The organism is Streptomyces sp. NPDC005281, assembly GCF_040607495.1.
Taxonomy (GTDB): Bacteria; Actinomycetota; Actinomycetes; order Streptomycetales; family Streptomycetaceae; genus Streptomyces.
Genome location: NZ_JBEXGX010000031.1, coordinates 1 through 26,201 on the forward strand (window position 1 = coordinate 1; position 26,201 = coordinate 26,201).

Consider the following 26,201-nt stretch of genomic DNA (forward strand, 5'->3'; position numbering starts at 1 on the left):
GCGCCCGGCAGCGAAAGCTGCTCGGGCGCGGGCCGTGATGCGGGCCGTGATGCGGGCCGTGATGCGGGCCGTGATGCGGGCCGTGATGCGGGCCGTGATGCGGGCCGTGATGCGGGCCGCGATACGGGCCGCGATACGGGCCGCGATACGGGCCGCGACGGCCGTCGGCCGGTGTGTCAGCGGACGGGGTGACCCGCCCCTCGCAGGGTCTCCTTGACCTCGCCGATCCGCAGGTCGCCGAAGTGGAAGACGGACGCGGCCAGCACCGCGTCGGCGCCCGCCGCGATGGCCGGCGGGAAGTGATCGAGCCGGCCCGCGCCGCCGCTGGCGATGAGCGGAACGGTGACGTGCTTGCGTACGGCCTCGATCATCTCGATGTCGTAGCCGTCCTTCGTGCCGTCCGCGTCCATCGAGTTGAGCAGGATCTCGCCCGCGCCCAGCTCAGCCGCGCGATGGGCCCACTCGACGGCGTCGATGCCGGTGCCCTGGCGGCCGCCGTGGGTGGTCACCTCGAAGGAGCCGCCCTCGGTCCTGCGCGCGTCGACCGACAGCACGAGCACCTGCCGCCCGAACCGCTCCGCGATCTCCCGGATGAGGTCGGGCCTGGCGATGGCGGCCGTGTTGACGCCGACCTTGTCGGCGCCGGCCCGCAGCAGCTTGTCGACGTCCTCGGCGGTGCGGACACCGCCGCCGACCGTCAGCGGGATGAAGACCTGCTCGGCCGTGCGGCGCACCACGTCGTAGGTGGTCTCACGGTTGCCCGAGGACGCGGTGATGTCCAGGAACGTGAGCTCGTCGGCACCCTCGGCGTCGTACACCTTGGCCATCTCGACGGGGTCGCCCGCGTCGCGCAGGTTCTGGAAGTTGACACCCTTGACGACCCGGCCGTTGTCCACGTCCAGGCAGGGAATCACTCGGACCGCCAGGGTCATGACTGCGCTTCTCCCCGCTCTGTGTGCTCTTCGCCGGTCCCTGCCGTACGGTCCCCGCCCTGGCGGAACGCCTCCACCTCGACCTCGACCACCAGACGCGGGTCCATCAGACCCTCGACGATGATCATGGACGCGGCGGGGCGGACGTCGTCGAACAGCGCCTTGTGGGCGCGGCCAACATCGTCGACATCCCGGGCGTGGGTGATGTGCATATGTGTGCGGACAACATCCTCACGGCCGAGGCCAAGCTGCTCCAGAGCCGCGAACGCGACGCCGAAGGCGTTGACCGCCTGCTCGTACGGGTCGCCCTCGATGACCGCGCCGTCGACCACGGAGGTGCAGCCGGACACCAGCACCAGGCCGTTCGGCAGCTCCACCGCACGGGAGTACCCGAAGGCCTCCTCGGAGTTCGCGCCCGTCGTAACGCGGCGTACGGCGCTCACCGGGCTACCGCCGCCAGAGCCGCTTCGAGGGTGAACGCCTTGGCGTACAGGGCCTTGCCGACGATCGAGCCCTCGACGCCGAGCGGTACGAGTTCGGCGATGGCGCGCAGGTCGTCCAGCGAGGACACCCCGCCGGAGGCGACCACAGGGCGGTCGGTCGCCTCGCACACGTTGCGCAGCAGCTCCAGGTTCGGGCCCTGGAGCGTGCCGTCCTTGGCGATGTCCGTGACCACGTAGCGCGCGCAGCCCTCGGAGTCGAGGCGCGCCAGCGTCTCGTAGAGGTCGCCGCCGTCGCGGGTCCAGCCGCGGCCGCGCAGGGTCGTACCGCGGACGTCGAGGCCGACCGCGATCTTGTCGCCGTGCTCGGCGATGACCTTGGCGACCCACTCGGGGGTCTCCAGGGCGGCGGTGCCGAGGTTGACGCGGGTGCAGCCGGTGGCGAGCGCGGCGGCGAGGGTCTCGTCGTCGCGGATGCCGCCGGACAGCTCGACCTTGATGTCCATCGCCCCGGTCACCTCGGCGATCAACGAGCGGTTGTCACCGGTGCCGAACGCGGCGTCCAGGTCGACGAGGTGCAGCCACTCGGCGCCGGCGCTCTGCCAGGCCAGGGCGGCCTCCAGCGGGGAGCCGTACGAGGTCTCGGTCCCTGACTCACCGTGCACGAGTCGGACGGCCTGGGCGTCGCGGACGTCGACGGCCGGGAGGAGTTCGAGCTTGCTCACAGTGTTCCGATCCAGTTGGTGAGGAGCTGGGCTCCGGCGTCGCCGGACTTCTCGGGGTGGAACTGGGTGGCCCACAGGGCGCCGTTCTCGACGGCCGCCACGAAGGGCTTGCCGTGCGTCGACCAGGTCACGAGGGGGGCGCGCAGCAGCGGGTTGCCGACTTCGAGCGACCAGTCGTGGACGGCGTAGGAGTGGACGAAGTAGAAACGCGCGTCGGCGTCGAGGCCCGCGAAGGCCTGTGAGCCCTCCGGGGTGTCGACGGTGTTCCAGCCCATGTGGGGCACGACGTCGGCCTCCAGGGGCCCGACCGTGCCCGGCCACTCGTCCAGGCCCTCGGTCTCCACGCCGTGCTCGATGCCGCGGGAGAAGAGGATCTGCATGCCGACGCAGATGCCCATGACGGGCCGGCCGCCGGACAGCCGCCGGCCGATGATCCAGTCGCCGCGTGCTTCCTTGAGTCCCTTCATACAGGCGGCGAAGGCGCCGACACCGGGCACCAGCAGGCCGTCCGCGTTCATCGCGGTGTCGAAGTCGCGGGTGATCTCGACCTCGGCGCCCGCGCGGGCGAGGGCGCGTTCGGCGGACCGTACGTTCCCGAAGCCGTAGTCGAAGACGACGACCTTCCTGGGCGTGGTCAACTCCACACCTCCAGCCTCATGACGCCCGCGACGAGGCACATCGCGGCGCCGATCGAGAGCAGCACGACGAGGCTCCTGGGCATGTCCTGCTTGACGAAGGAGTAGATGCCGCCGGCGAGGAAGAGGCCGACGACGATGAGGATGCTGGAAAGGCCTGTCACAGTGCGCCCTTAGTGGAGGGGAGGATGCCGGCTGCGCGGGGGTCGCGCTCGGAGGCGTAACGCAGGGCCCGGGCCAGCGCCTTGAACTGGCACTCCACGATGTGGTGCGCGTTGCGTCCGTAGGGGACGTGCACGTGCAGGGCGATCTGGGCCTGGGCGACGAAGGACTCCAGGATGTGCCGGGTCATCGTCGTGTCGTACTCGCCGATCATCGGCGCCATCTTCTCGGGCTCGGTGTGCACGAGGTAGGGGCGGCCGGACAGGTCGACGGTCACCTGGGCGAGCGACTCGTCCAGCGGGACGGTGCAGTTGCCGAAGCGGTAGATGCCCACCTTGTCGCCGAGCGCCTGCTTGAAGGCGGCGCCGAGCGCGAGGGCGGTGTCCTCGATGGTGTGGTGCGAGTCGATGTGCAGGTCGCCCTCGGTCTTCACGGTCAGGTCGAACAGACCGTGCCGGCCGAGCTGGTCGAGCATGTGGTCGTAGAAGCCGACGCCGGTGGCCACGTCGACCTTGCCGGAGCCGTCGAGGTCGATCTCCACGAGAACCGACGTCTCCTTCGTCACCCGCTCCACGCGTCCTACGCGGTTCATGCGCTCTGCTCCTTCGGGGGTGTGGGGTCGTCCCCCACAGAGCCCAGTAGTTCACGTACCGCGTCGAGGAACGCGTCGTTTTCCTTCGGGGTTCCGGCGGAGACCCGCAGCCACCCCGGTACGCCGTTGTCCCGGACCAGGACACCCTGGTCGAGGATCTTCTGCCAGGCGGCGTGGGTGTCGGCGAACCGTCCGAACTGCACGAAGTTGGCGTCCGACTCGATCACCTCGCAGCCCATCGCGCGCAGCTCGGTGACGAGCCGGTCCCGCTCGGCCTTCAGCTGCTCCACGTATCCGAGCAGGGTGTCGGTGTGTTCCAGGGCGGCCAGCGCGGTCGCCTGTGTCACGGCCGAGAGGTGGTACGGCAGCCGGACGAGCTGGACGGCGTCCACGACCGCCGGGGCGGCCGCGAGGTAGCCGAGGCGCAGTCCCGCCGCGCCGAAGGCCTTCGACATCGTCCGGGAGACGACGAGATTCGGCCTTCCTTCGAGCAGGGGCAGCAGCGAGTCGCCGTGGCTGAACTCGATGTAGGCCTCGTCGACCACGACCATGGAGGGCTTCGCCGCCTGGGCGGCCTCGTAGAGCGCGAGAACCGTCTCGGGCGGGACCGCGTTGCCCGTGGGGTTGTTGGGGGTGGTGACGAAGACGACGTCCGGCCGGTGCTCGGCGATCGCCCGCTCGGCGGCGGCGAGGTCGATGGTGAAGTCCTCGTTGCGCGGGCCCGAGATCCAGGCCGTGCCGGTCCCGCGCGCGATGAGCGCGTGCATCGAGTACGACGGCTCGAAGCCGATCGCGCTGCGGCCGGGGCCGCCGAAGGTCTGGAGCAGCTGCTGGATGACCTCGTTGGAGCCGTTGGCGGCCCACACGTTCTCGGTGCCGACCGGGTGCTTGCCGGTCTTCGTGAGATAGGCGGCCAGCTCGGTGCGCAGTTCCACCGCGTCCCGGTCGGGGTAGCGGTTGAGGCCGCGGGCGGCCTCGCGGACCCGCTCGGCGATCCGCTCGACGAGCGGCTCGGGCAGCGGGTAGGGGTTCTCGTTGGTGTTCAGGCGTACGGGGACGTCCAGTTGGGGCGCCCCGTAGGGGGACTTGCCACGCAGCTCGTCCCGGACGGGGAGATCGTCGATGCCGGTCACTTGCCCTCGGGTACCTTCCAGCCGCGCGAAGTTTCTTCGTCTCCGACGCGCGACACTTGTTCGTCTCCGACGCGCGACACTTGTTCGTCTCCGACGCGCGACACTTGTTCGTCTCCGACAAACCTTGCCTTGATCGCCGCGCCGTGCGCGGGCAGGTCCTCCGCCTCCGCCAGCGTCACCACGTGATGGGCCACGTCGGCGAGCGCGTCCTTCGTGTAGTCGACGATGTGGATGCCGCGCAGGAAGGACTGGACGGACAGGCCCGAAGAGTGGCAGGCGCAGCCGCCGGTGGGCAGGACGTGGTTGGAGCCCGCCGCGTAGTCGCCGAGCGAGACCGGGGCCCAGGGGCCGACGAAGATCGCTCCGGCGTTCCTGACCCGGTCGGCGACCGCGGCCGCGTCCGCGGTCTGGATCTCCAGGTGCTCGGCGCCATAAGCGTCGACGACCCTGAGGCCCTCGTCGATGCCGTCGACGAGGACGATCGCGGACTGCCGGCCGGTCAGGGCCGGAACGATCCGGTCGTCGACGTGCCTGGTGGCCGCGATCTGCGGCTCCAGCTCCTTCTCCACGGCGTCCGCGAGGGCCGGCGAGTCGGTGACCAGGACGGCGGCCGCGAGCGGGTCGTGCTCGGCCTGGCTGATCAGGTCGGCGGCGACGTGCGCCGGGTCGGCGGTGTCGTCGGCGAGGACCGCGATCTCGGTCGGGCCGGCCTCGGCGTCGATGCCGATCCGGCCGGTGAAGTAGCGCTTGGCGGCGGCGACCCAGATGTTGCCGGGGCCGGTGACCATGTTGACGGACGGGCAGGACTCGGTGCCGTACGCGAACATCGCGACGGCCGTGGCGCCGCCGGCCGCGTACACCTCGTCGACGCCGAGGAGGGCGCAGGCCGCGAGGATCGTCGGGTGCGGCAGGCCGCCGAACCCGGACTGGGCCGGGGAGGCGAGCGCGATGGACCCGACGCCGGCTTCCTGCGCCGGGACCACGTTCATGATCACGGACGAGGGGTACACCGAGCGGCCGCCGGGCGCGTACAGGCCGACCCGGTCGACCGGCACCCACTTCTCGGTGACCGAGCCGCCGGGCACGACCTGGGTGGTGTGCGTCGTACGGCGCTGTTCGCGGTGGACGACACGGGTGCGGCGGATGGACTCCTCCAGGGCCGCGCGCACGGCCGGGTCGAGCTGCTCCAGGGCGTCGGCGAGGGCCTCGGCCGGAACACGCACGGACTCCAGCCGTACTCCGTCGAACTTCTCCGCGTAGTCGATCAGCGCCGCGTCTCCACGATGATGGACGGCCTCGCAGATCGGCCGCACCTTCTCCAGGGCGGCCGAGACGTCGAAGTCGGCTCGGGGCAGCAGGTCGCGCAGGGCGGAACCCTCGGGGAGGGCGTCGCCGCGCAGATCGATTCGGGAGATCACGGACTCAATTCTCTCAGACCGCGGCAGGGCGCCGGACGCCCGTATCAATGGCTGATACAAGCCACTGCCGGTTCCGGCGGATGATCCCCTTCACCAGGAGCGTTCGGGCCGTCACTGAACGGGCATTGCACGAACGTACGAACCCGCGGGTAGCCGGGGAGGAAGTGACGTGCCGTGACCGAGGGTGCCGACCTGCGCACCGGGGACCTGCCGGACGAGCTGACCGCCGCCGAGGCGGGGATGTGGCAGGCGTTCCGCAACGGCAGCGTGTACGACCTGCGCGGCGGGGACTCGACCGCCGACGATCCGCACGGGGGCCACCCCTGGGGGCCCGAGCGCAGCGTGCGGGCCCGGATAGTGGCCTGGCTGCTGCTCGACGGGCCGCCCGCCCTACAGGGCCGGGTCGCCTCCCTGAAGCTGACGGGCGTACGGATCACCGGTGTGCTCGACCTCGCGGGCGGCACGGTGGTGCCGTACGTGGAGCTGAAGGGGTGCCGGTTCGAGAAGGAGGTGCTGCTTCCGGAGTCCCGGTTCACGACGCTGCGTCTCGAGGACTGCTCGGTGCCCCGGCTGGAGGCGGCCCGGCTGCACACCGAGGGCGACCTGCATCTGCCGCGCTGCCATTTCCACAACGGGGTACGGCTGACCGACGCGCACATCGGCACGGATCTGCTGCTCAACCAGGCCGTGGTCTACCGGGACCGGCGCGGGCGTTCGATCACCGGCGACGGCATGACCGTCGGGCAGGACCTCCAGGCCGAGATGCTGGAGTCGCACGGCGAACTCAGCCTGCGCAGCGCCACCGTCGGCGTGTCGCTGAGCCTGCGCGGCAGCCGGCTGAGCAACCCGTACACCCGGCTCGCCCTCAACGCCCCCCAGCTGACCGTCAACCGCACGCTCTACATGACTCCCGCGGGCCTCGGCAATCCGCTGATGACCGGCGGAACCACACCGGCGCGCGGCACGCTGGTGCAGCGGTTCGAGTGCCAGGGCGGGATCCGTCTGGACGACGGGCGCTTCGGTGACGCCGTCGACTTCGACCGGGCGCGCTTCACCTTCGACGACGACCAGGAACTGTCGCTGCTGCGGGTCCAGACGCCCGAACTGCGTTTCCTCGGCGAGCGGCCCGCACGCGGCAAGGTCGTGCTCTCCGGCGCGCGGATCGTCAACCTGGTCGACCGGGCGTCCAGCTGGCCGGGCCCCGGCAGCCTGCACATGGGCGGCTTCGCCTACGAGAACCTGGTCCCGCAGGGCGCCTTCCCGCTGACCCGGCGCCTGGAGTGGATCGCGGCGGCCACCGCCGAGTACGCCCCGGAGCCCTACGAGCGCCTCGCCGCCGTGCTGCGCGACTCCGGTGAGGACGAGGACGCCCGCGAGGTGCTGCTCGCCAAGCAGCGCCGCCGCCGCGAGACGCTGCCGCTGGCCGCCAAGCTCTGGGGCTACGCCCAGGACTGGACGGTCGCCTACGGATACCGGCCCGGCCGGGCCGCGCTGTGGATGGCGGTGCTGTGGGCGGCAACGTCGGTCGCCTTCGCGCACGCCGGCCATCAGTCGGTCAACGGCGACGGGCACCCCGCCTGGAACGCCTCGCTCTACGCCCTGGATCTGCTGCTGCCGGTCGTCGACCTGGGCCAGGCCGGCTCCTGGCAGCTGCGCGGAGGCTGGCAGTGGCTGGCCGCGGTGGTGGTCCTCCTCGGCTGGATCCTGGCGACGACGGTGGCCGCCGGGGCCACCCGGCTGCTGCGCCGCGGCTGACGTCCCACAGCCCGCGCACAGCGGAAACGGACGACGCCTTTACCCGTCCTTGACTCCGCGGCGCACAACCTATCGGTTTTACGAAAGCGTCACTCATCAGCTCTGGCACAGCTCCTACCTGCGGTTTTCAATGGTCGTCACCATGGCACTACTGAGCGCGCTCCTCCGCACCGCCCGGATGGCACGGCACACCTCACGCCTCGCCGCCGGAATGCCGGCCGACGAGGAGGTCCTGCTCGACGCCCCCGACCACAGGCTGGCTCCCGTACTCGTCGCGGCGGCCCGGGGCGAGTACGCCCCCGCGGCCGAACTACTGGCCGCCACCCGCCGGTCCGCGGAGTGGGAGAACCGCGACCGGTACGCCGTACGCCTCGCCGCCTTCGCGCGTTCCCGTGACGAATGGCTCCGGCATTGGCAGGCCGACGATCCGCACGACCCGGACGCGCTCCTCGTCAGGGCCGAGCTGGCGGTCCGGCGCGGATGGGAGTCGCCCGCACGGGTGGAACTGCTGCGCGAGGTCGGCCCGCTCATCATGTCCGCCGCCGAGGGCGATCCGCGCGACCCGGTGCCGTGGCGGATCGCGCTCGACCACGCCCGCGGCACCAACGTCGGGCACACCGAGTTCGAACAGCTGTGGGCCCAGGCCGTCCGGCGCTCCCCGCACCACTACGGCGCGCACGTGGCCGCTCTCCAGTACCTCTCCGCCGCCTGGTACGGCTCGCACAGCGAGTGCTTCGACTTCGCCGAGCCCGCCGCGCAGGACGCGCTTCCCGGCTCCCTGGTCCAGGCGCTGCCGGTGCGTGCGGCCTTCGCCTATCTGACCGAGGGCGGCGGTCCCGAGGTGCCGCGCGAGCGCCTGGACACCGCGGCCGACCTCGCGATCTCGCTCTCCGCGGCCTACGCCGCCGCCGACCCGTGGCCCGCCGAGGTGCGCAACCTGCTGGCGTACGTCCTGGTCCGGCTGGAGCGCTGGCAGGACGCGCTCGAGCAGCTGCGTCTGATCGGCCCGTACGTGACCTCGTTCCCCTGGGCCAAGGTCTCCGACGACCCGCTCGGCCAGTACCTGGCGCTGCGCGACGGAGTCCGGCTGGAGGTCGCCTCGGGGCTTCCGCTGCGGGAGCGAGCCCCGGGCCGGCTGCCGCGGATCGGGTACGGCGGGCTCGTCCGCTCCGTGGACCATTAGGCTTTCCCGTCGTGACCACCGTCCGGCTCCCGCTCTTCCCCCTGAACTCGGTGCTGTTCCCCGGGCTCGTGCTTCCTCTGAACGTGTTCGAGGAGCGCTATCGCGCCATGATGCGCGATCTGCTCAAGACGCCCGAGGACGAATCCCGCCGATTCGCCGTCGTCGCCGTCCGCGACGGCCATGAGCTCTCGCCCACCGCGCCCGGCATGCCCGACGGGACGGCCCTGCCCGACCGCGGGCCCGCCGCCGGGTTCGGTGACGACCCGCTCAAGGCCTTCCACGAGGTGGGCTGCGTCGCGGACGCGGCGACCATCCGGGAGCGCGCCGACGGCAGCTTCGAGGTGCTGGCGACCGGCACGACACGGGTCCGGCTGCTGTCGGTGGACGCCTCCGGGGCGTTCCTGACGGCCGAGCTCGAGGAACTGCCGGAAGAACCGGGCGACGAGGCGGGCGCGCTCGCCGAGGGTGTCCTGCGCGCCTTCCGGCAGTACCAGAAGCGGCTGGCCGGAGCGCGCGAGCGCTCACTGTCGACCGGCGCGGACCTCCCGGACGAACCGGCCGTCGTCTCCTACCTCGTCGCCGCCGCCGTGATGCTGGACGTCCCGGCCAGACAGCGGCTGCTCCAGGCCCCCGACACGGCCTCCCGGCTGCGTGAGGAACTGAAAGTGCTGCGCGCGGAGACGGCCATCATCCGTAACCTGCCGTCGTTGCCCGCGTCGGACCTGACGCGCGGCCCGACGAGCCTGAACTGACGCTTGCGAGACGACCGATGGCCAAGAAGGCGAAGAAGCAGTCGGGCGGCACCCCCGCCACGGTGGCGCTGACCGGGGCGGGCGTCCCGTTCACCGTCCACGCCTACGAGCACGATCCCGCCCATCCGTCCTACGGCGAGGAGGCGGCCGAGGCGATGGGCGTGTCGCCGGAGCGGGTCTTCAAGACCCTGGTGGCCGACGTGGACGGCGCGCTCGTGGTCGCGGTCGTCCCGGTGGCGGGCTCCCTGGACCTCAAGGCCCTCGCCACGGCGGTGGGCGGCAAGCGGGCGGTGATGGCCGACCCGGCGGCGGCCGAGCGCACGACGGGGTACGTCCGCGGTGGCATCTCGCCCCTCGGCCAGCGCAAGAAGCTGCGCACCGTGCTGGACGCCTCGGCCTCCGGGCACGCCACGATCTGCGTCTCGGCCGGCCGCCGGGGACTGGAAGTCGAGCTCTCCCCGGCCGACCTCGCCAAGCTCACCGAGGCGGTGTCCGCACCCGTCGGCCGGACGTGACGGGCACGCCTCTCCCCCGACGGCATCCGCCATACCGACCCCGCCCCGTGACCGACGCGCCCCTCCCCGACCGCATCCGCCGCACCGTCCGCGGTCCGTGGTCGGCGGCGGCCGTCGTGGCGCGCGCGGACCCTCGACGGATGCCTCTTCCTCGGTTAAGCACGAGTGGCATGTCGAAGAGAACGCGGAAACGCAAGTGGCGCATCAAGAAGGGCCGCTCCAACCACGGCCGCCGGCCCGCATGACCCACGCTCCGCAACCGAAGGGCCGGCCGGGCAGCCGCTCTCCCGGCGCCCGGCCGGCCCTGACTCCCTAAGCGTGTCCGGCAGGCCCTAGGCGGCCGGAGGTCCCGGCGGTGTCGCCGGGTAAGGGTGCTGCTGGTAGGGGTCGGGGTCCCGGGGGCCGAACAGGGCCATGAGGCCGAGGTGGACCACCAGGGCGCTCAGGGACCACGCCAGCAGCGCGCCCTTGGCCCCGAGCTTCAGCGGCGCGGAGAACGTGACGCCCTTGCCCACGGCCTTGGCGTGCGCGACCACGTTCTGCGTGGGTCCGAGCCAGATCCCGACCCGCCAGGCGAGCAGCGAGCCGAGGAGGCCGCCCAGGGCGAGCGCGATCACCAGGGGCACCCCGCCACGCCGTCGTACGAGGAACACGACCAGGGCGCTCACCGCGCCGAAGCCGAGCGCGAGCAGGGTGAAGGTTCCGTCGACGCCGATCGCCTGCTCGCCCTCGGTGTCCTTCAGATACACCGCGGTGGCGTCCGCGACCAGCGGCACGTGCGGTGACAGCCACGCCCAGAGCGCCCCGAGCAGCGCCCCCGCGAGCGCGACCGCGACCGTGATCACGGCGGCCTCCCGCAGTTCGGTCTTCATCCCGGGTCCGTCCTGTCCGTAGGAGACCTCGTACGCGCCCGGGTACACGGGGTGACCCGCGGAGCCGGGGGCGGGCTGGGCCTGCCAGTCGGGGTGCGGTTGCCGCCGGTCCTCGGGGGACTGTTCGTGCGGCGGCGGAGGTGGAGTCAGCGGAGCGGTCACCCTGCCATCGTGCCAGGCCCCGCCGACGGCCGCGTCACCGGACGGCCGCCCGGCGGTAGGCCCAGGCCGCGAGGGCCAGCGAGAGGGCGCCGACTCCGGCGCAGACGGCCAGATCACCGAGGACGACGGCCCAGTCGGGGCGTGCCCCGAAGGACCGGGCGAAGGCCTCTACGCCGTAGGTCGAGGGCAGCAGGTCGCGCAGGTACTGCACCGGGGCCGGCATCCGGTCGGCCGGGAGAACGCCCAGCAGCAGGGCGGCGGACATGCCCATCTGGCCGAGCAGCGTGGCGAGCTCGGGCCGCGGCGCGAGCAGCCCGAACGCGGCCCCGAGCCCGGCGAGCGCGGCGCCCGCGAGCGGGACGACCGCGGCCAGCACCCACAGATGGGCCAGCGGCAGCCCGAAGAGCAGGCACCCGAAGGCGGCGGTGACGAGGGTGCCGGGCACGGTGAAGGACGCGTACGCGGCCGCGGCACCGAGCACCACGGCCGCCGGCGGCACCGGCAGCGTCGCGTAGTGGTCGAGTCCGCCGCTGGCCCGCAGCTGCCCGAAGTACTGCGCCAGCAGGTTGAGGGCGACGAAGGCGACGACCAGGACCGTGGACCCGGCGACCACGGCCCGCGCCTCGGCGCCACCGTCCACCACCCCACGCATCATGATCATGATGCCGAGGGACTGGAAGGTCGCCACGAACAGCAGCGGGATCCGCGCGACCCGGGCCCGGGAGAGCTGCGCCCGGTACACGGCGGCCAGCGAGGGCCACAGCCGCGCGCGCGGCCCCAGCTCCGCGGCGGGGCCGGCGTCCTCGGCCAGGGGCAGCGCGCCGCCCGGCAGGACTCCAGCGGGTACGACACTCACGTCGAGCTGCTCCCCTTCGCTCCGGCAGCCGTCCTGTTCCGCACGCGTACAGTGCCCCGTCCCGTGTACGGATTCCACGCCCTGGACACTCACGCCTTCACCAGTCCCTGCGTCGCGTGGCCGCCGAGTGCCAGATAGACATCCTCCAGGCTCGGCGTGGCCAGCGTGAAGTCGTCGAGCGCGGCGAAGGCGGCCCCGCCGGTGACCGTGGCCACGGCCGCGCGGGCCTCCTCGGGCGCGAGCCGCAGCGTCCAGCGGCGGCCCGACTCGACGGCGCGGGCCCGCAGGGCGGCGACCTCGGGGACGTGCAGCGGGGCGCTCTCGCGCCAGACGAGGTCGACCCGCACCTCGCCCGCGACCTGTTCCTTGAGCCCGGCCGGGGTGTCGCAGGCGATGACGCGTCCCTCGTCGAGGACGGCGACGCGGTCGAGGACCGTCTCGGCCTCGATGACGTTGTGGGTGACGAGCAGGACCGTGGCGCCCTGTTCCGCGCGGCGCCGGTCGACGGCGGCCCACACGGCGCGCCGGGCGACGGGATCCATGCCGGTGGTGGGCTCGTCGAGGACGAGCAGCGGGCGCCGCCCGACGAGCGCGGCGGCGAAGCAGGCGAGCCTGCGCTGTCCGCCGGAGAGCTTCTTCAGGGGGCGGGAGGCGAGCGCGGTCAGGCCCAGTTCGTCGAGGACGGCGTCCCGCTCGGCCCGTGCCGCGCGCAGGTCGAGCCCGCGCAGCCGCCCGGTCGTCTCTGCGGCGAGGGACACGGTCAGCTCGTCCAGGGCGGTGGACTCCTGCCCGAGGTAGGCGAGGATGCGGGCCGCCCGTTCGGGGTGGCGCACGATGTCGTGCCCGAGGATCTCGACACTGCCGCTGTCGGGGCGCATCAGCCCGGTCAGCTGGCGCACGAGGGTGGACTTGCCGGCGCCGTTCGGCCCGAGCAGCCCGAAGATCTCACCCCGGCGGATGTCCAGACGTACTTCGTCGGTGGCCCTGACCTCGGGTGCCGCCGGGGTGCCGCGGCGGCCGCGGACGGCCGGATAGGTCTTGGTGAGACCTCGCACGGCGCACACGACATCGGCCCTGCGTCCCGTCGGTGCCGTCTGTGCCGTGCGCGTACTCACGAAGGACGAGAGTACGTGGTCCGGTGCCCTGTCACACGATCGGGGCCGTGGCGGGCCCCGGGCGAAGGCCTCCGCGGCCTCCCCCGGGCGGCCCGGGATCACTCCCCGGCGGGCGCGTGCTCCGTCGCGGTGCGCACATCGATCTCGCGCCAGAAACCGGCGCGGATCGCGTAGCGGTCGTGCTCGTCGATCTGGTCGTCCTTGTGCGCGAGCAGCCCGAAGCGGGCCGCGTAGCGCAGCAGCTCGCCGTCCACCCTGTGGGGGACCCTCGGATACATCGCCGACAGCTTCTGGAGGTGGCTCGGATCGGTGAGGCGGCCCATCCAGCGCCGCGCGAAGACCTGCCCGACCTCGTAGGGGTCGCCGCCGACGGTGGTGATGTCCTCCTCGCGGTCCGCCCACCGCTGCTCGGCGGAGGTGAGCTGGGCGAGCGTGGGCAGCGCGGCGGCCTCCGGGGACTCCGTGGTGCCGCCGGGCCGGTCGACCCAGCCCTTGTCCGAGGACCAGCGCAGTGTCGCGTTCGTGGGGTGCTGGGCGGGCTGGGTGCCCGGTCCGCGGAACGCGGCCAGGTCCTTCGGGGTGGGGACGCCCTTGGGGGCGGCCATCCGTTCCTGGGTGCCGTTCTGCGATTCGGCCGCCTGATGGTGTTCGCTCTCCCGGGCGGAGCGCTCGGCCGCGGCGGCGAGAGCCGACTCGGGCAGGGGCGCGGAGAGGATGGCGGCGATCTCGGGGCGGGGCACCGGCGGCGGCGCGCAGATCCCGCCGATCTCCTTGGCGCGTACCGCCTTGGTGATCCAGGCGCGGTCGAGCACCCGCCGCTCGTCGGCCTCGGCCACCAGGTCCTCGGACTGGTTGTAGTCGCCGTCCGCGGCCTGCACGGCCCACAGGTGTACGGCCACGCCGTGCTCCTTGGCGGCCATCATGCCCGGCAGCAGATCTCCGTCGCCGGTCACGAGCACGATGTCGGAGCAGGCCCTGTTGCGCGCGAGTTCGGTCAGCTCGGCGTGCATGGCGGCGTCCACGCCCTTCTGCGCCCACCGCCCGTCGCTGCGGGTCAGCGCGCCCAGGCGCACCGTGACCCGTGGCATCACGCGCAGCCTGCGGTGCTCGGGCTGCGGTACGCGGTCGGGGGCGCCGTCGAACCAGTAGATGCGCAGCAGGGGCCGCTCGGTGTCGGACTCGGCGCGCTCGCGCAGGCCCTGGATGAGGGCGGCGTGGTCGACGGTGATCCGGGATCGCGAGGGCTCCCCGGCGAGGAGACTGGCGGCGGCCCCGAGCAGATACCCGGCGTCCACCAGGACGATGCAGCGGTCCACGCGATCCACCCTCTTTCCGGGAGGTTTGCTTCGGGCTTCCTTGGAGTCTGCCCGACCGTGCGGAGGTTAACGGCTGGAACTCGATCTTCGGCGTGGCGGACCGGATGAACACCTACCGACAGGTCTTATTACGCACGGTAATTCTACGAAATGCGCTGCTTGTCAGCCTATGTGAATCTGGTCGCGGCCCTGGCCCCTAGATCCCCCACAGGAGGCAGATCACCATGGCCAAGAACAAGAATCGCAAGCAGGGCGGCCAGCAGGACCGCTCCTCGCAGGCCGAGCGTGCGCAGGAGCAGGCACAGCGGTCGTCGGCGCAGGCACAGCAGTCGCCGATGTCGCAGGCCCAGGGCAGCCCCGCCGATGTTGCCCGTAAGCATCAGAGGCGTTTCGGCCACAACTGAGGCCGCCGCGCGGGTCGTCGAGGCCCAGGCACGCACCGAGGGGCGCATCCTGTACGGGATGCGCCCCTCGGTGCGTCTGTATGTCCGCGGCGGCGTCCGCGGTCGGTGTGCCTCTCCGGCCTCCGCGGATCTGCGTCAGGACGTCTCCCCGCCCTCCACCGGGCCGTACGGCGTCAGCCGGCCAGGCAGGACGGGCCGAGCAGCACCTTCAGATCGCCGAAGAGCGCCGGGTCCGGCTTCACCCGGTGCCGGTCGAGCCGCAGCACCGTGGTCCTGCTCGGTCCCTGGAGCCTGATGCGGACCTCGCTCTCGCCCTTGTGGTGGCTGAGGATCTCGCCGAGCCGGCTGACCATCGGCGGAGTCACCTTCAGCGCCGGGATGGTGAGAATCACGGGCGCGTTGGTGCCCGCGTTCGACAGGTCCGGGACCTGGAGTTCCATCGCGACCAGCCGCGGCACGTCCTCGCGCTTGTCGAGGCGCCCCTTGACGAAGACGACCGCGTCCTCGACCAGTTGGGTCGACACCAGCTGATAGGTCGCGGGGAAGAACATGCACTCGATGGAGCCCGCGAGGTCCTCGACGGTGGCGATCGCCCAGGCGTTGCCCTGCTTGGTCATCTTGCGCTGAAGGCCCGAGATGATGCCGCCGATCGTGACGACCGCGCCGTCCGCGTGCTCGCCTCCGGTCAGCTGGGAGATGCCGGCGTCGGCCTTGTCGGACAGGACGTGCTCCAGGCCGAAGAGCGGGTGGTCGGAGACGTACAGGCCGAGCATCTCCCGCTCCTGGGCGAGCAGATAGGCCTTGTCCCACTCGTCGGTGGTGAACTCCACGTCGAGCCCGAATCCGGGCTCGCTGGTGTCCTCGTCCCCCATGCCGCCGAAGAGGTCGAACTGACCCTCGGCCTCCTTGCGCTTGACCGCCACCACGTTGTCGATCATCGGCTCGAACTGCGCGGTGAGGCCCTTGCGGGTGTGCCCCATCGTGTCGAACGCGCCCGCCTTGATCAGTGATTCCGTGGTGCGCTTGTTGCAGGCGACCGCCTCGACCTTGTCGAGGTAGTCGGGGAAGGAGCCGTACTTCCCCTTCGCCTTGCGGCTGCGGATGATCGACTCGACCACGTTCGTGCCGACGTTGCGGACGGCCGAGAGGCCGAAGAGGATCACGTCGTCGCCCTGCGCGGCGAAGTTCTGCTCGGACTCGTTCACGTTGGGCGGCAGCACCTTGATGCCCATGCGCCGGCACTCGTTGAGGTAGACGGCCGACTTGTCCTTGTCGTCCTTCACCGAGGTCAGCAGCCCGGCCATGTACTCGGCGGGGTGGTTCGCCTTCAGGTAGGCGGTCCAGTACGAGACCAGTCCGTACGCGGCCGAGTGCGCCTTGTTGAACGCGTAGCCGGCGAACGGGACCAGCACGTCCCACAGGCTCTGGATCGCCTCGTCGCTGTAGCCGTTCTTCTTGGCTCCGGCCTGGAAGATGGTGAAGTTCTTCGCCAGCTCGTCGGGCTTCTTCTTGCCCATCACGCGGCGGAGGATGTCGGCCTCGCCGAGCGAGTAGCCCGCGATGATCTGGGCGGCCTTCTGCACCTGCTCCTGGTAGACGATCAGACCGTAGGTGACGGCCAGGACCTCTTCGAGGGGCTTCTCCAGCTCCTTGTGGATCGGCGTGATCTCCTGGAGCTTGTTCTTGCGCAGCGCGTAGTTGGTGTGCGAGTCCATGCCCATCGGGCCGGGACGGTACAGGGCGGAGACGGCGGAGATGTCTTCGAAGTTGTCAGGCTTCATCAGGCGCAGCAGCGAGCGCATGGGGCCGCCGTCGAACTGGAAGACGCCGAGGGTGTCGCCGCGCTGAAGCAGGTCGAAGGTCGTCGGATCGTCCAGGGGCAGGGCCAGCAGGTCGAGGTCGATGCCCTTGTTGGACTTCACCATCTTGACGGCGTCGTCCATGATCGTCAGGTTGCGCAGGCCCAGGAAGTCCATCTTCAGCAGGCCGAGCGACTCGCACTGCGGGTAGTCCCACTGCGTGATGGTCACGCCGTCGGTGTGCCGCACCCAGATGGGGGCGTGGTCGACGATGGGCTCGCTGGACATGATCACGCCGGCGGCGTGCACACCCATCTGCCGGACCAGGCCCTCGACGCCCTTGGCGGTGTCGATGACCTTCTTCACGTCCGGCTCGTTCTCGTACATCCCGCGGATCTCGCCCGCCTCGCCGTAGCGGGGGTGCGAGGGGTCGGTGATGCCGTTCAGGTCGATGCCCTTGCCGAGGACGTCGGCGGGCATCGCCTTGGTGAGCCGGTCGCCCATCGCGTACGGGTAGCCGAGCACCCGCGCGGAGTCCTTGATCGCGTTCTTGGCCTTGATCTTGCCGTAGGTGCCGATCATGGCGACCTTGTCGGATCCGTACTTCTCCGTCACGTACCGGATCACCTCGACGCGCCTGCGCTCGTCGAAGTCGATGTCGACGTCGGGCATGGAGATGCGCTCGGGGTTGAGGAAGCGCTCGAAGATCAGACCGTGCGGGATCGGGTCGAGGTCGGTGATGCCCATGGCGTAGGCGACGATCGAACCGGCCGCGGAGCCACGGCCGGGGCCGACCGCGATGCCCTGCTTCTTCGCCCACATGATGAAGTCGGCGACGACGAGGAAGTACCCCGGGAACCCCATCGAGATGATGGTGTCCATCTCGTACTCGACCTGCTTCATCCGGTCGTCCGGGATGCCGCCGGGGAAGCGGCGCTCCATGCCGCGCATGGTCTCCGCCTGGAACCAGGTGACCTCGGTGTAGCCGTCGGGGATGTCGAACTTCGGCATGAGGTTCTTCGCCTCGAACATGCCGGTGGTGTCGATCTGCTCGGCCACCAGGAGGGTGTTGGCGCAGCCCTCCTGCCAGGCGTCCGAGGAGTCGATGGCGTACATCTCGTCCGTCGACTTCAGGTAGTAGCCGGTGCCGTCGAAGCGGAAGCGGTCCGGGTCGGAGAGGTTCTTGCCGGTCTGGATGCACAGCAGGGCGTCGTGGGCGGTCGCCTCGTGCGCGTACGTGTAGTGCGAGTCGTTCGTCACCAGGGGCGGGATGCCGAGCTTCTTGCCGATCTCCAGGAGCCCGTCGCGGACCCGGCGCTCGATCTCGATGCCGTGGTCCATCAGCTCCAGGAAGTAGCGCTCCTTGCCGAAGATGTCCTGGTACTCGGCGGCCGCCTTCAGAGCCTCGTCGAACTGGCCGAGGCGCAGCCTGGTCTGGAGCTCGCCGGAGGGGCAGCCGGTGGAGGCGATGAGCCCCTCCGACCACTGGGAGATCGTCTCCTTGTCCATCCGGGGCCACTTCTGGAGCCAGCCCTCGGCGTACGCGTCCGAGGAGAGCTTGAAGAGGTTGTGCAGGCCCGTACGGTTCGACGCCCAGATCGTCTTGTGGGTGTAACCGCCCGAACCGGACACGTCGTCGCGCTTCTGGTGCGGCTGGCCCCACTGGATCTTGCGCTTGTTGCGGCGGGACTCCGGGGCGACGTACGCCTCGATGCCGATGATCGGGGTGACACCCGCCTTCTTCGCCGTGTGGAAGAAGTCATAGGCCCCGTGGAGGTTGCCGTGGTCGCTCATCGCGATATGGGTCATGCCCATCTCGTTGCACGCGTCGAACATGTCCTTGAGCCGCGCGGCACCGTCCAGCAACGAGTACTGGGTGTGGACGTGCAGGTGCGTGAACGGCGGCTTCGACACGGTTTCGGCCTCCAGGAAGAACCATCGGTTACAGGCTGCGGACAGTCTGGGGGGTCAGCGTCGAAGTCTATGACGCGCGACTGACACTCGGCGGAGGATCATCCGTACCGTCGTACGGGAGACCGGTGTCCGGGGTGTGCGTTCGCTGCCGGAACCCGGGCACTCCCGCGTATCTTCGTCCGTTGGAAGTGGACGGACCCTTTGTCCCGGGGCGGCGCGCCCGTCCCGTTCATGTCCCGCAACACCTGCACCAGGAGGCACCCAGCGATGTCGGACCCGCAGCTCAGCGCCGAGCAACGCGGCGAGCAGATCCTCGCCGTCTTCGACACCGCCTTCGGCGAGCTCCTGGCCGCCGACCCGGCCGCGTTCCGCGTGAAGTTCCGCAAGATGGCGGCCTCGGCCTTCGCGTTCTACCGCGGCACCGCGGCGCTCTTCTACCACGACCTCGACCAAGACCGGCGGGGCGGCCCGTACCTGGACGAGCGCACCTCGCGCGTGTGGATCCACGGCGATCTGCACGCCGAGAACTTCGGCACGTACATGGACGCCCAGGGCCGTCTGATCTTCAACGTGAACGACTTCGACGAGGCGTACGTCGGCCCCTTCACCTGGGACCTCAAGCGCTTCGCCGCCTCGGTGGCGCTCATCGGCTACGCGAAGGCGCTCAGTGACGAGCAGATCACCGAGCTGGTGCGGGTGTACGCGGCTGCGTACCGCGAGCGCATCCACGCCCTGGCCACCGGCGCCAAGAGCGACGAGGTGCCGCCCTTCACGCTGGACACCGCCGAGGGCCCGCTCCTGGACGCGCTGCGCGACGCCCGCTCGCTGACCCGCTTCGGACTGCTCGAGTCGATGACCGAGATCCGCGACTTCGAGCGCCGCTTCGCGCCGGGCGGCGGCTCCATCGAGCTGGACGCCGCGACCCGTTACAAGGTCCTCGCGGCCTTCGACGGCTATCTGGAGACGCTCCCGGAGTCCTCGCTGACCCGCCCGGACTCGTACCGCGTGAAGGACGTCGTGGGCCGCCGCGGCATCGGCATCGGCTCGGCCGGCCTTCCGTCGTACAACATCCTTCTGGAGGGCAACAGCGACGCCCTGGAGAACGATGTGGTGATCTACATCAAGCAGGCCCAGACCCCGGCCGTCTCCCGGCACGTCACGGACGCCGCGATCCGCGGCTACTTCCAGCACGAGGGCCACCGCACGGTGATCTCGCAGCGTGCCCTCCAGGCACACGCCGACCCGTGGCTGGGCTGGACCGAGCTCGACGGCGCGGGCCAGCTGGTCGCCGAGGTCTCCCCGTACGCGGTGGACCTGGACTGGGGCGACATCGACGACCTCGAGGAGATCGCCTCGGTGGTCGCCGACCTCGGCCGCTCCACCGCCACGATGCACGCGGCCGCGGACGACGAGAGCGGCCACTCGGACCTGGTGCCGTTCTCCACGGAACGGGCCATCGACGCGGCCATCGCGGCCGACGAGGACGGCTTCGCCGACCTCCTGGTGGACTTCGCGCACAGCTACGGCGGCCGCGCGCGCGGTGACCACCAGATCTTCGTGGACCTGTTCCGCAACGGACGGATCCCGGGACTGTAGAGCGCACGGCCGGTCGCGGGGCCGCACGCCCCGCGACCGGTCGCCCCACAACGCTCCCGTAACGCACAGGAACCCTTTAGGGGACGCTTACGGGAGCGCGTGGGAGACTCGCCTCCGCTATGGACATATCCGGGACCCAGCTCAGAGCCGCACGCGCGGCAGTGTTCACGGCCGTCGTCGTGACGCTCTCCGCCGCGTCGCACGTGCTGCTGTCCCAGGTGCCGCTGCCGCTCACCACCGTGGCCGCGATCAGCGCCGCCGTCTTCGCCCTCTCCTTCGCGCTCGCGGGCCGTGAACGCGGCTTCGGCCGCATCGCCGCCCTGCTCGTCCCGCTGGAACTGGCCGCCGACACCGTGTTCACGACGGGCCAGCACGTCTGTTACGGCAGAGCGGGCGGCCCGGTCGCGGGTCCGCTGCGCTCGGTCGGCCTCGACGTGCTGTGCGGCGGCAGCGTGGGGACCCCGCTGTCCCGGGTGGCCGGCGGCGGCCCCGGCCGTGCCGCCGCCCTGCTCGCGCACACCGACCCGGCCGCCCCTTGGCTGCTGCTCGGCGCGCACGTCGCCGTCGGCCTGCTCGCGGCCGCCTGGCTGCGCCGGGGCGAGCGCGCCCTCGACCAGCTGCTGCGCGCGGTGGCCGCCTCGACGTTCCGGCCGCTGCTGCTCGCGGTAGCCGCGGTGACCGTACGGCTCGCCCCGGCCCGTCCGCTGCCGCGCACCGCGCCCCGGCCGGCCGCCGCCCGCACCCTCCTGTTCGTGCACTCCCTGGGACGCCGCGGACCGCCCCTCAGGGCCGTTCCCGCCTGAGCCCTGAGTATCAGCAGTCCCCTTTACGTATTCCGCGTACCACGTTGTGCGCGTCCCTGATGGAGAACACCACCATGAGCAAGCGGAACAGCCAGGAGTCGAAGACGGCGGCGCGCGAGAAGCTGCGTCTGGAGCGCGAACGCCAGGCCAAGCGCGACAAGATCAAGCGCCAGGGAATCGTGGCCGGCTCCCTCGTAGCGGTCCTCGCGATAGCGGGCGGCATCGGCTACGCCGTCGTGCAGAACAACAAGCCCAGCTACTGGGAGGGCCTGAAGGACGCCAAGACGGTCGTGGCGCCGGCCAACACGACGGGCACCAAGGGCACCACCGTCGTCATCGGCAAGGACACCGCGAAGAAGACCCTCAAGCTCTATGAGGACCCGCGCTGCCCCGTCTGCGCCTCGTTCGAGCAGACCGTCGGCACGACGGTCAAGAAGGACCTCGACGACGGCAAGTTCAAGATCCAGTACATCGGTGGCACCTTCATCGACGGCGACGCGCTGGGCAAGGGCCAGATCGGCTCTCGCGGCGAGGGCTCCAAGAACGCCCTGAGCGCGATGGGCGCCGCCCTGAACGTCAGCTCCGAGGCGTTCCTCGAGTACAAGACCGCGCTGTACTCGGCGAAGTGGCACCCGGACGAGACGACGGACAAGTTCAAGGACGACGCCTACCTGATCAAGGTCGCGGACACCGTCCTCGCGCTGAAGGGCAACGCCGCGTTCCAGAACGCGGTCAAGAAGGGCACGTACGACGCCTGGGCGCTGGCGATGTCGAAGTCGTGGGACAACAACAAGGACGGCGTCACCGGGACGCCGAGCCTGGTGATGAACGGCAAGATGCTCACCACCTCGAACGGCAATGCCCCGATGACGGTCGCCGACTTCAACACGCTCGTCGACGCGGCCCTCAAGGCCTGACCGGCGCCGCCGCTTCCCCGAACCGCCCGGCGCGGCAGGCCGGGTGGCGCGGGCGGCCCCTGTGAACCGTGTGACCCGAGCGGCGAAAAGCCGAAGAGCGGGCGAACTTTTCCAGTTCGCCCGCTCTTGGCCTGTACCGCTCGGTAACCTCGTCGCCCGTGACCAGTCGACAGAGATCATCCGACTTCGAGGGCGCGCTCAACTCCCGCGCCCCGCGCCGCCGTACGGTCGTCAAGGCCGCGGCCGCCACCGCCGTCCTCGCCGCCCCGCTCGCGGCCGCCCTGCCCGCCCGCGCCGCCGAGGCGCCCTCTTTCCTGCACGGCGTCGCCTCGGGCGACCCGCTGCCCGACGGCATCCTCCTGTGGACCCGGGTGACGCCCGCCTCCCAGGCGATACCCGGCTCCGGGCTCGGCCCGGACACCGAGGTGAGCTGGACCGTCGCCAGGGACAAGGCGTTCACCTCGATCGTCGCCAAGGGTTCCACGACCGCGACGGCCGCCTCCGACCACACCGTCAAGGCGGACATCCGCGGTCTCCAGCCGGCCACCGACTACTGGTTCCGCTTCTCCGCCGGCGGCACCGACTCGCCCGTCGCCCGCACCCGCACCACCCCGGCCGCCGACGCCTCGGTGGCCAATCTGCGCTTCGGCGTGGTCTCCTGCGCCAACTGGGAGGCCGGCTACTTCTCGGCGTACCGCCATCTCGCGGCCCGGGGCGACCTGGACGCCTGGCTCCACCTCGGCGACTACATCTACGAGTACAAGTCAGGCGAGTACGGGACCCGCGGCACGGTCGTACGGCCGCACTCCCCCGCCAACGAGATCCTCACCCTCGCCGACTACCGCACCCGGCACGGCCGTTACAAGACCGACCCGGACCTCCAGGCCCTGCACCACAAGGCGCCGGTCGTCGCGATCTGGGACGACCACGAGTTCGCCGACAACTCCTGGTCGGGCGGCGCGGTCAACCACACCGAGGGTGCCGAGGGCGCCTGGACGGACCGGCAGGCGGCGGCGAAGCAGGCCTACTTCGAGTGGATGCCGGTGCGCCCCGCCATCGCCGGCACCACCTACCGCAGGCTGCGCTTCGGCAAGCTCGCCGACCTCGCGCTGCTCGACCTGCGCTCGTTCCGGTCGCAGCAGGCGTCCACCGCCAGCGGTTCGGTCGACGACCCGGACCGTACGATCACCGGGCGCGCCCAGCTCGACTGGCTGAAGTCCGGGCTCAAGTCCTCGGACACCACCTGGCGTCTGGTCGGCAACTCGGTGATGATCTCGCCGTTCGCGGTGGGCGCCCTCTCCGCCGACCTGCTCAAGCCGCTCGCCAAGCTGCTCGGGCTGCCGCAGGAGGGCATCGCCGTCAACACCGACCAGTGGGACGGCTACACCGACGACCGCCGCGAACTGCTCGCGCACCTGCGCTCCAACGCGATCCGCAACACGGTCTTCCTGACCGGCGACATCCACATGGCCTGGGCCAACGACGTGCCGGTGGACGCCGGCACGTACCCGCTGTCCGCCTCCGCCGCCACGGAGTTCGTGGTCACCTCGATGACCTCCGACAACCTCGACGACATCGTCAAGGTCCCCGAGGGCGTCGTCTCCGCCATCGCCTCCCCGGTCATCCGCGCGGCCAACCGGCATGTCCACTGGGTCGACACCGACCGCCACGGTTACGGCGTCCTGGACATCACCGCCGACCGCGCGCAGATGGACTACTACGTGCTCTCCGACCGCACGAACCCGAACGCGACCTCGTCCTGGGCCCGTTCGTACCGCACGCGCACCGGCACGCAGACGGTGGAACGGACGTACGACCCCGCATAGGGGCCGATGATCGCGAGTGATCAAGTCTCCGTAATATTAGGGATATTGACGGCTTGACACATTTGCGGACCGTCAATATCGCCCACGATTGGAGTCACATGGCCACCCCCCAAAGTGTCCTGACGAAGTCCGCGGTGCTCGGCGCCGCGCTGGTCCTCGCCGGGCTCACGACCACCTCCGCCGAGGCCCAGGACGCCGCCGCGGCGGCGCCGGCGTACGTCAACCTGACCACGGCGGAAAGCTCTCCCATATACGCCCAGCCCACCTCCTCGTCGACGAGGTACCGCACGGAGCCGCGGGGCACCACCCTGCGCATCCAGTGCTCGACCACCCACACCCCGTCGGGGGAGCGGTGGTTCAGGATCTACGACTCCCAGCCGACGAGCTGGGTGTGGTCCGGGCACTTCCCGTCGCTGGTGCACCCGCCGAAGGAATGCTTCCCGGGCTGAGGCCCCCGGCGCTCCGCCCCGCAGCGGGCGGAGCGCTACAACGAGTCGAGGAAGCCGAGCGCCACCTTCCAGGTGGCCTCGGCGGCCTCGGCGTCGTAGTCGGGCAGGTCCGGGTCGGTGTAGAGGTGCCCGGCGCCCGCGTAGCGGTAGATCTCCACGTCGGCTCCGGTTCTCTGCATCTGGAGATACCAGGCGCTCAGCCAGTCGTCCGTCTCGAACTGATCGGGCTCGGCGACATGCAGTTGGACCGGAAGGCCGTCCACCGACGCGCTCGCGGCGATGTCCGACGTGCCGTGCAGCAGGAGCAGCCCGCGGGCCTTCTCGTCGCCGAGGGCCAGGGTCTGGCCCACCGAGGCGCCGAGGGAGAAGCCCGCGTAGACCAGGCCGCGCTCGGAGTAGGGCGCGGCGGCCAGCACCGCCCGCTTCAGCAGTTCGTCCTTGCCGGTCCCGTCACTGAAGGCCATGCCCTCCTCGACGGTCTCGAAGGTGCGTCCCTCGAAGAGATCGGGGGTCCACACCTCGTGTCCCGCGGCCCTCAGCCGGTCCGCCGCCGCGCGCACCGCCGGCCGGAGACCGTAGGTCGAGTGAAAGAGCATGATGTTCATGGACTCCATGGTGCCAGCCGGCACCGACAGCGCCGGGCCGGGCACAGCGCGAGGGTGACCGGAGCCCGATCGCCGGGCGTCCTGGGACGGGCCCCTGGGATACCCCGTTCCGCCCGGAGAACACATGTTCATGACGCTGAGGGCCGGTTACGTTCTCAGGCATGGAGAACGTACTGCGCCCGGTGATCGTCGTCGGCGGCTCGGTCGTGCTCACCCTGCTCATCGGGTGGTCCGTGGACCGCCTGTTGCGCCGGGCTGCCGACCGGCACAGCGAGACCTCCCTGTGGGGTCTGCTCCGCCGCGGCCGTGTCCCCTTCCAGCTGGTCCTGTTCGCTGCCCTGCTCAGAGGCTCCTACGGCCAGGTGAGGCTCCTGGTCGAGCACCGGGTCGGCATCGGCAGGACACTGACCCTGATCCTCATCGGCGCCGCCGCCTGGCTGGTGGTCAGCATCGCCGGCGCCGTCGTCGAGACCTCGTACAGCCGCTACGCGAACGCGCACCGTGATCCGGCCCGGGTCCGCCGGGTCCGCACCCAGGTCGCGCTGATCCAGCGGGTGGTCACCGCGGTCGTGGGCGTCGTCGCGGCCGCCGCGATGCTGCTCACCTTCCCGGCGATGCGCGCGGCCGGCGCCTCGCTGCTGGCCTCGGCCGGAATCCTCGGCATCGTCGCCGGTGTCGCGGCGCAGTCCACGCTCTCGAACCTCTTCGCCGGACTTCAGATCGCGTTCGGCGACATGGTGCGGCTCGGCGACACCGTGGTGGTCGACGGCGAGTGGGGCACGGTCGAGGAGATCACCCTGACGTTCCTGACCGTACGGACGTGGGACGAGCGCCGGATCACCATGCCGGTCTCGTACTTCACCTCCAAGCCGTTCGAGAACTGGTCGCGCGGCACTCCCCAGATGACCGGCATCGTCTTCCTCCACCTCGACCACTCCGCCCCGGTGGAGGCGATGCGCGGGAAGCTGCGCGACATCCTTCGCGAGTGCCCGGCCTGGGACGGCCGCGACTACGGCCTCGCCGTCACCGACTCGACGCCCAGCACCATGCAGGTGCGCGCCCTCGTCACCGCGAAGGACGCGGACGACATCTGGACGGTACGGGTCACGGTCCGCGAGCAGATGATGCGCTGGCTGACCGAGCGGCACCCCTACGCGCTCCCCCGCGTCAACACCGCCGAGGCGGCGTCGCTCCCGGGGCAGAACCCGCGCACGGGCCGCGCGGAGACCGACGCGGTGGCGGCCCGCGCGAGCCACGTCCGCCACACCCACGAAGCGCCCCGAACGGGCCCCGGCCGAGGCTGAGAACCACTCCGCATCGTTCCG

The 26,201-nt window shown here is 71.0% G+C and carries 24 protein-coding genes and 1 pseudogene; 11 read left to right on the top strand and 14 right to left on the bottom strand.

Annotation, left to right across the window (positions count from 1 at the left end; all coding sequences use genetic code 11):
* Nucleotides 1-176 precede the first annotated feature (176 nt).
* From hisF to hisD, 8 genes and pseudogenes are all read right to left on the bottom strand, one after another.
* A complete protein-coding gene (gene hisF / locus ABZV42_RS33160; RefSeq protein ID WP_355988395.1) occupies nucleotides 177-932 on the bottom strand; it encodes an imidazole glycerol phosphate synthase subunit HisF in 756 nt (251 codons plus the stop codon).
* A complete protein-coding gene (locus tag ABZV42_RS33165) occupies nucleotides 929-1,375 on the bottom strand; it encodes a RidA family protein (RefSeq protein ID WP_355988392.1) in 447 nt (148 codons plus the stop codon). Before ABZV42_RS33165 ends, hisF begins: the two co-directional genes overlap by 4 nt.
* A complete protein-coding gene (priA, locus tag ABZV42_RS33170) occupies nucleotides 1,372-2,097 on the bottom strand; it encodes a bifunctional 1-(5-phosphoribosyl)-5-((5-phosphoribosylamino)methylideneamino)imidazole-4-carboxamide isomerase/phosphoribosylanthranilate isomerase PriA (protein ID WP_355988389.1) in 726 nt (241 codons plus the stop codon). Before priA ends, ABZV42_RS33165 begins: the two co-directional genes overlap by 4 nt.
* On the bottom strand, nucleotides 2,094-2,741 hold the full coding sequence (hisH, locus tag ABZV42_RS33175) for an imidazole glycerol phosphate synthase subunit HisH (protein WP_355988386.1): 648 nt from the start codon (nucleotides 2,739-2,741) through the stop codon (nucleotides 2,094-2,096). The genes priA and hisH overlap by 4 nt, the downstream gene beginning before the upstream one ends.
* Complete coding sequence (locus ABZV42_RS33180; RefSeq protein ID WP_326788335.1) at nucleotides 2,732-2,896, bottom strand: hypothetical protein; 165 nt, start codon at nucleotides 2,894-2,896, stop codon at nucleotides 2,732-2,734. Before ABZV42_RS33180 ends, hisH begins: the two co-directional genes overlap by 10 nt.
* Nucleotides 2,893-3,486 (bottom strand): imidazoleglycerol-phosphate dehydratase HisB, encoded by a 594-nt coding sequence (gene hisB, locus ABZV42_RS33185; protein ID WP_266757720.1) that lies wholly within the window; start codon nucleotides 3,484-3,486, stop codon nucleotides 2,893-2,895. The genes ABZV42_RS33180 and hisB overlap by 4 nt, the downstream gene beginning before the upstream one ends.
* Nucleotides 3,483-4,619, bottom strand: coding sequence for a histidinol-phosphate transaminase (locus ABZV42_RS33190; protein ID WP_355988383.1), 1,137 nt, complete (start codon nucleotides 4,617-4,619; stop codon nucleotides 3,483-3,485). Before ABZV42_RS33190 ends, hisB begins: the two co-directional genes overlap by 4 nt.
* A 119-nt stretch (nucleotides 4,620-4,738) precedes the next feature.
* Nucleotides 4,739-6,037 (bottom strand): annotated as a pseudogene (gene hisD, locus ABZV42_RS33195) (histidinol dehydrogenase); the annotation flags it as partial.
* Between the two features lie 174 nt (nucleotides 6,038-6,211).
* Here hisD and ABZV42_RS33200 point away from each other — a divergent pair.
* The 4 genes from ABZV42_RS33200 to ybaK all read left to right on the top strand — a co-directional run bounded on the left by ABZV42_RS33200 (nucleotide 6,212) and on the right by ybaK (nucleotide 10,242).
* Nucleotides 6,212-7,792 (top strand): oxidoreductase, encoded by a 1,581-nt coding sequence (locus ABZV42_RS33200; RefSeq protein ID WP_355988377.1) that lies wholly within the window; start codon nucleotides 6,212-6,214, stop codon nucleotides 7,790-7,792.
* A 142-nt stretch (nucleotides 7,793-7,934) separates the two neighbouring features.
* Nucleotides 7,935-8,975, top strand: a complete 1,041-nt coding sequence (locus ABZV42_RS33205) for a hypothetical protein (protein ID WP_355988374.1) — start codon at nucleotides 7,935-7,937, stop codon at nucleotides 8,973-8,975.
* 11 nt (nucleotides 8,976-8,986) lie between these two features.
* Nucleotides 8,987-9,727: an LON peptidase substrate-binding domain-containing protein gene (locus tag ABZV42_RS33210; RefSeq protein WP_355988371.1), complete on the top strand. Its 741-nt coding sequence runs from the start codon at nucleotides 8,987-8,989 to the stop codon at nucleotides 9,725-9,727.
* Between the two features lie 17 nt (nucleotides 9,728-9,744).
* Entirely contained in the window at nucleotides 9,745-10,242 is a 498-nt protein-coding gene (gene ybaK / locus ABZV42_RS33215; protein WP_355988368.1) for a Cys-tRNA(Pro) deacylase, read from the top strand.
* Nucleotides 10,243-10,574: 332 nt separating this feature from the next.
* Here the strand turns inward: ybaK and ABZV42_RS33220 are convergent, their stop codons facing one another.
* From ABZV42_RS33220 to ABZV42_RS33235, 4 genes are all read right to left on the bottom strand, one after another.
* Nucleotides 10,575-11,276 carry an AAA family ATPase gene (locus ABZV42_RS33220; protein ID WP_355988365.1) on the bottom strand — a complete coding sequence of 234 codons (702 nt, stop codon included), beginning with the start codon at nucleotides 11,274-11,276 and terminating at the stop codon, nucleotides 10,575-10,577.
* A gap of 34 nt (nucleotides 11,277-11,310) precedes the next feature.
* On the bottom strand, nucleotides 11,311-12,108 hold the full coding sequence (locus tag ABZV42_RS33225) for an ABC transporter permease (RefSeq protein ID WP_356055198.1): 798 nt from the start codon (nucleotides 12,106-12,108) through the stop codon (nucleotides 11,311-11,313).
* Between the two features lie 113 nt (nucleotides 12,109-12,221).
* The gene (locus ABZV42_RS33230) at nucleotides 12,222-13,196 is read right to left on the bottom strand and encodes an ABC transporter ATP-binding protein (protein ID WP_355988401.1); all 975 of its coding nucleotides are present in this window, start codon (nucleotides 13,194-13,196) and stop codon (nucleotides 12,222-12,224) included.
* Between the two features lie 149 nt (nucleotides 13,197-13,345).
* Nucleotides 13,346-14,563 carry an NYN domain-containing protein gene (locus ABZV42_RS33235; RefSeq protein ID WP_355988362.1) on the bottom strand — a complete coding sequence of 406 codons (1,218 nt, stop codon included), beginning with the start codon at nucleotides 14,561-14,563 and terminating at the stop codon, nucleotides 13,346-13,348.
* Nucleotides 14,564-14,787: 224 nt separating this feature from the next.
* Here ABZV42_RS33235 and ABZV42_RS33240 point away from each other — a divergent pair, with 224 nt between their 5' ends.
* Nucleotides 14,788-14,967 (top strand): hypothetical protein, encoded by a 180-nt coding sequence (locus ABZV42_RS33240; RefSeq protein ID WP_326788325.1) that lies wholly within the window; start codon nucleotides 14,788-14,790, stop codon nucleotides 14,965-14,967.
* Nucleotides 14,968-15,140: 173 nt separating this feature from the next.
* Here the strand turns inward: ABZV42_RS33240 and dnaE are convergent, their stop codons facing one another.
* Entirely contained in the window at nucleotides 15,141-18,680 is a 3,540-nt protein-coding gene (gene dnaE, locus ABZV42_RS33245) for a DNA polymerase III subunit alpha (RefSeq protein ID WP_355988359.1), read from the bottom strand.
* A gap of 267 nt (nucleotides 18,681-18,947) precedes the next feature.
* Here dnaE and ABZV42_RS33250 point away from each other — a divergent pair, with 267 nt between their 5' ends.
* From ABZV42_RS33250 to ABZV42_RS33270, 5 genes are all read left to right on the top strand, one after another.
* A complete protein-coding gene (locus ABZV42_RS33250) occupies nucleotides 18,948-20,276 on the top strand; it encodes a DUF2252 domain-containing protein (RefSeq protein WP_355988356.1) in 1,329 nt (442 codons plus the stop codon).
* A gap of 119 nt (nucleotides 20,277-20,395) precedes the next feature.
* Nucleotides 20,396-21,079 carry a hypothetical protein gene (locus ABZV42_RS33255; RefSeq protein ID WP_355988353.1) on the top strand — a complete coding sequence of 228 codons (684 nt, stop codon included), beginning with the start codon at nucleotides 20,396-20,398 and terminating at the stop codon, nucleotides 21,077-21,079.
* Nucleotides 21,080-21,153: 74 nt separating this feature from the next.
* Nucleotides 21,154-21,996, top strand: a complete 843-nt coding sequence (locus ABZV42_RS33260) for a thioredoxin domain-containing protein (protein WP_356055146.1) — start codon at nucleotides 21,154-21,156, stop codon at nucleotides 21,994-21,996.
* 158 nt (nucleotides 21,997-22,154) lie between these two features.
* Nucleotides 22,155-23,822 (top strand): alkaline phosphatase D family protein, encoded by a 1,668-nt coding sequence (locus ABZV42_RS33265; protein ID WP_356055148.1) that lies wholly within the window; start codon nucleotides 22,155-22,157, stop codon nucleotides 23,820-23,822.
* 98 nt (nucleotides 23,823-23,920) lie between these two features.
* Entirely contained in the window at nucleotides 23,921-24,271 is a 351-nt protein-coding gene (locus ABZV42_RS33270) for a hypothetical protein (protein WP_355988344.1), read from the top strand.
* Nucleotides 24,272-24,306: 35 nt separating this feature from the next.
* On the opposite strand, the gene ABZV42_RS33275 is transcribed toward ABZV42_RS33270, so the two are convergent.
* Entirely contained in the window at nucleotides 24,307-24,876 is a 570-nt protein-coding gene (locus ABZV42_RS33275) for a dienelactone hydrolase family protein (protein WP_355988341.1), read from the bottom strand.
* 161 nt (nucleotides 24,877-25,037) lie between these two features.
* Between ABZV42_RS33275 and ABZV42_RS33280 the strand changes: the two genes are divergently transcribed.
* Complete coding sequence (locus ABZV42_RS33280; RefSeq protein WP_355988338.1) at nucleotides 25,038-26,180, top strand: mechanosensitive ion channel domain-containing protein; 1,143 nt, start codon at nucleotides 25,038-25,040, stop codon at nucleotides 26,178-26,180.
* The last annotated feature ends 21 nt before the right edge of the window (nucleotides 26,181-26,201 follow it).

What these genes read in the sequence shown, in the direction of transcription:
- hisF (WP_355988395.1), bottom strand. Translation starts at nt 932, where the DNA reads ATGACCCTGGCGGTCCGAGTGATTCCCTGCCTGGACGTGGACAACGGC.
- hisB (WP_266757720.1), bottom strand. Translation starts at nt 3,486, where the DNA reads ATGAACCGCGTAGGACGCGTGGAGCGGGTGACGAAGGAGACGTCGGTT.
- ABZV42_RS33205 (WP_355988374.1), top strand. Translation starts at nt 7,935, where the DNA reads ATGGCACTACTGAGCGCGCTCCTCCGCACCGCCCGGATGGCACGGCAC.
- ybaK (WP_355988368.1), top strand. Translation starts at nt 9,745, where the DNA reads ATGGCCAAGAAGGCGAAGAAGCAGTCGGGCGGCACCCCCGCCACGGTG.
- ABZV42_RS33240 (WP_326788325.1), top strand. Translation starts at nt 14,788, where the DNA reads ATGGCCAAGAACAAGAATCGCAAGCAGGGCGGCCAGCAGGACCGCTCC.
- ABZV42_RS33250 (WP_355988356.1), top strand. Translation starts at nt 18,948, where the DNA reads ATGTCGGACCCGCAGCTCAGCGCCGAGCAACGCGGCGAGCAGATCCTC.
- ABZV42_RS33255 (WP_355988353.1), top strand. Translation starts at nt 20,396, where the DNA reads ATGGACATATCCGGGACCCAGCTCAGAGCCGCACGCGCGGCAGTGTTC.
- ABZV42_RS33260 (WP_356055146.1), top strand. Translation starts at nt 21,154, where the DNA reads ATGAGCAAGCGGAACAGCCAGGAGTCGAAGACGGCGGCGCGCGAGAAG.
- ABZV42_RS33270 (WP_355988344.1), top strand. Translation starts at nt 23,921, where the DNA reads ATGGCCACCCCCCAAAGTGTCCTGACGAAGTCCGCGGTGCTCGGCGCC.
- ABZV42_RS33275 (WP_355988341.1), bottom strand. Translation starts at nt 24,876, where the DNA reads ATGAACATCATGCTCTTTCACTCGACCTACGGTCTCCGGCCGGCGGTG.
- ABZV42_RS33280 (WP_355988338.1), top strand. Translation starts at nt 25,038, where the DNA reads ATGGAGAACGTACTGCGCCCGGTGATCGTCGTCGGCGGCTCGGTCGTG.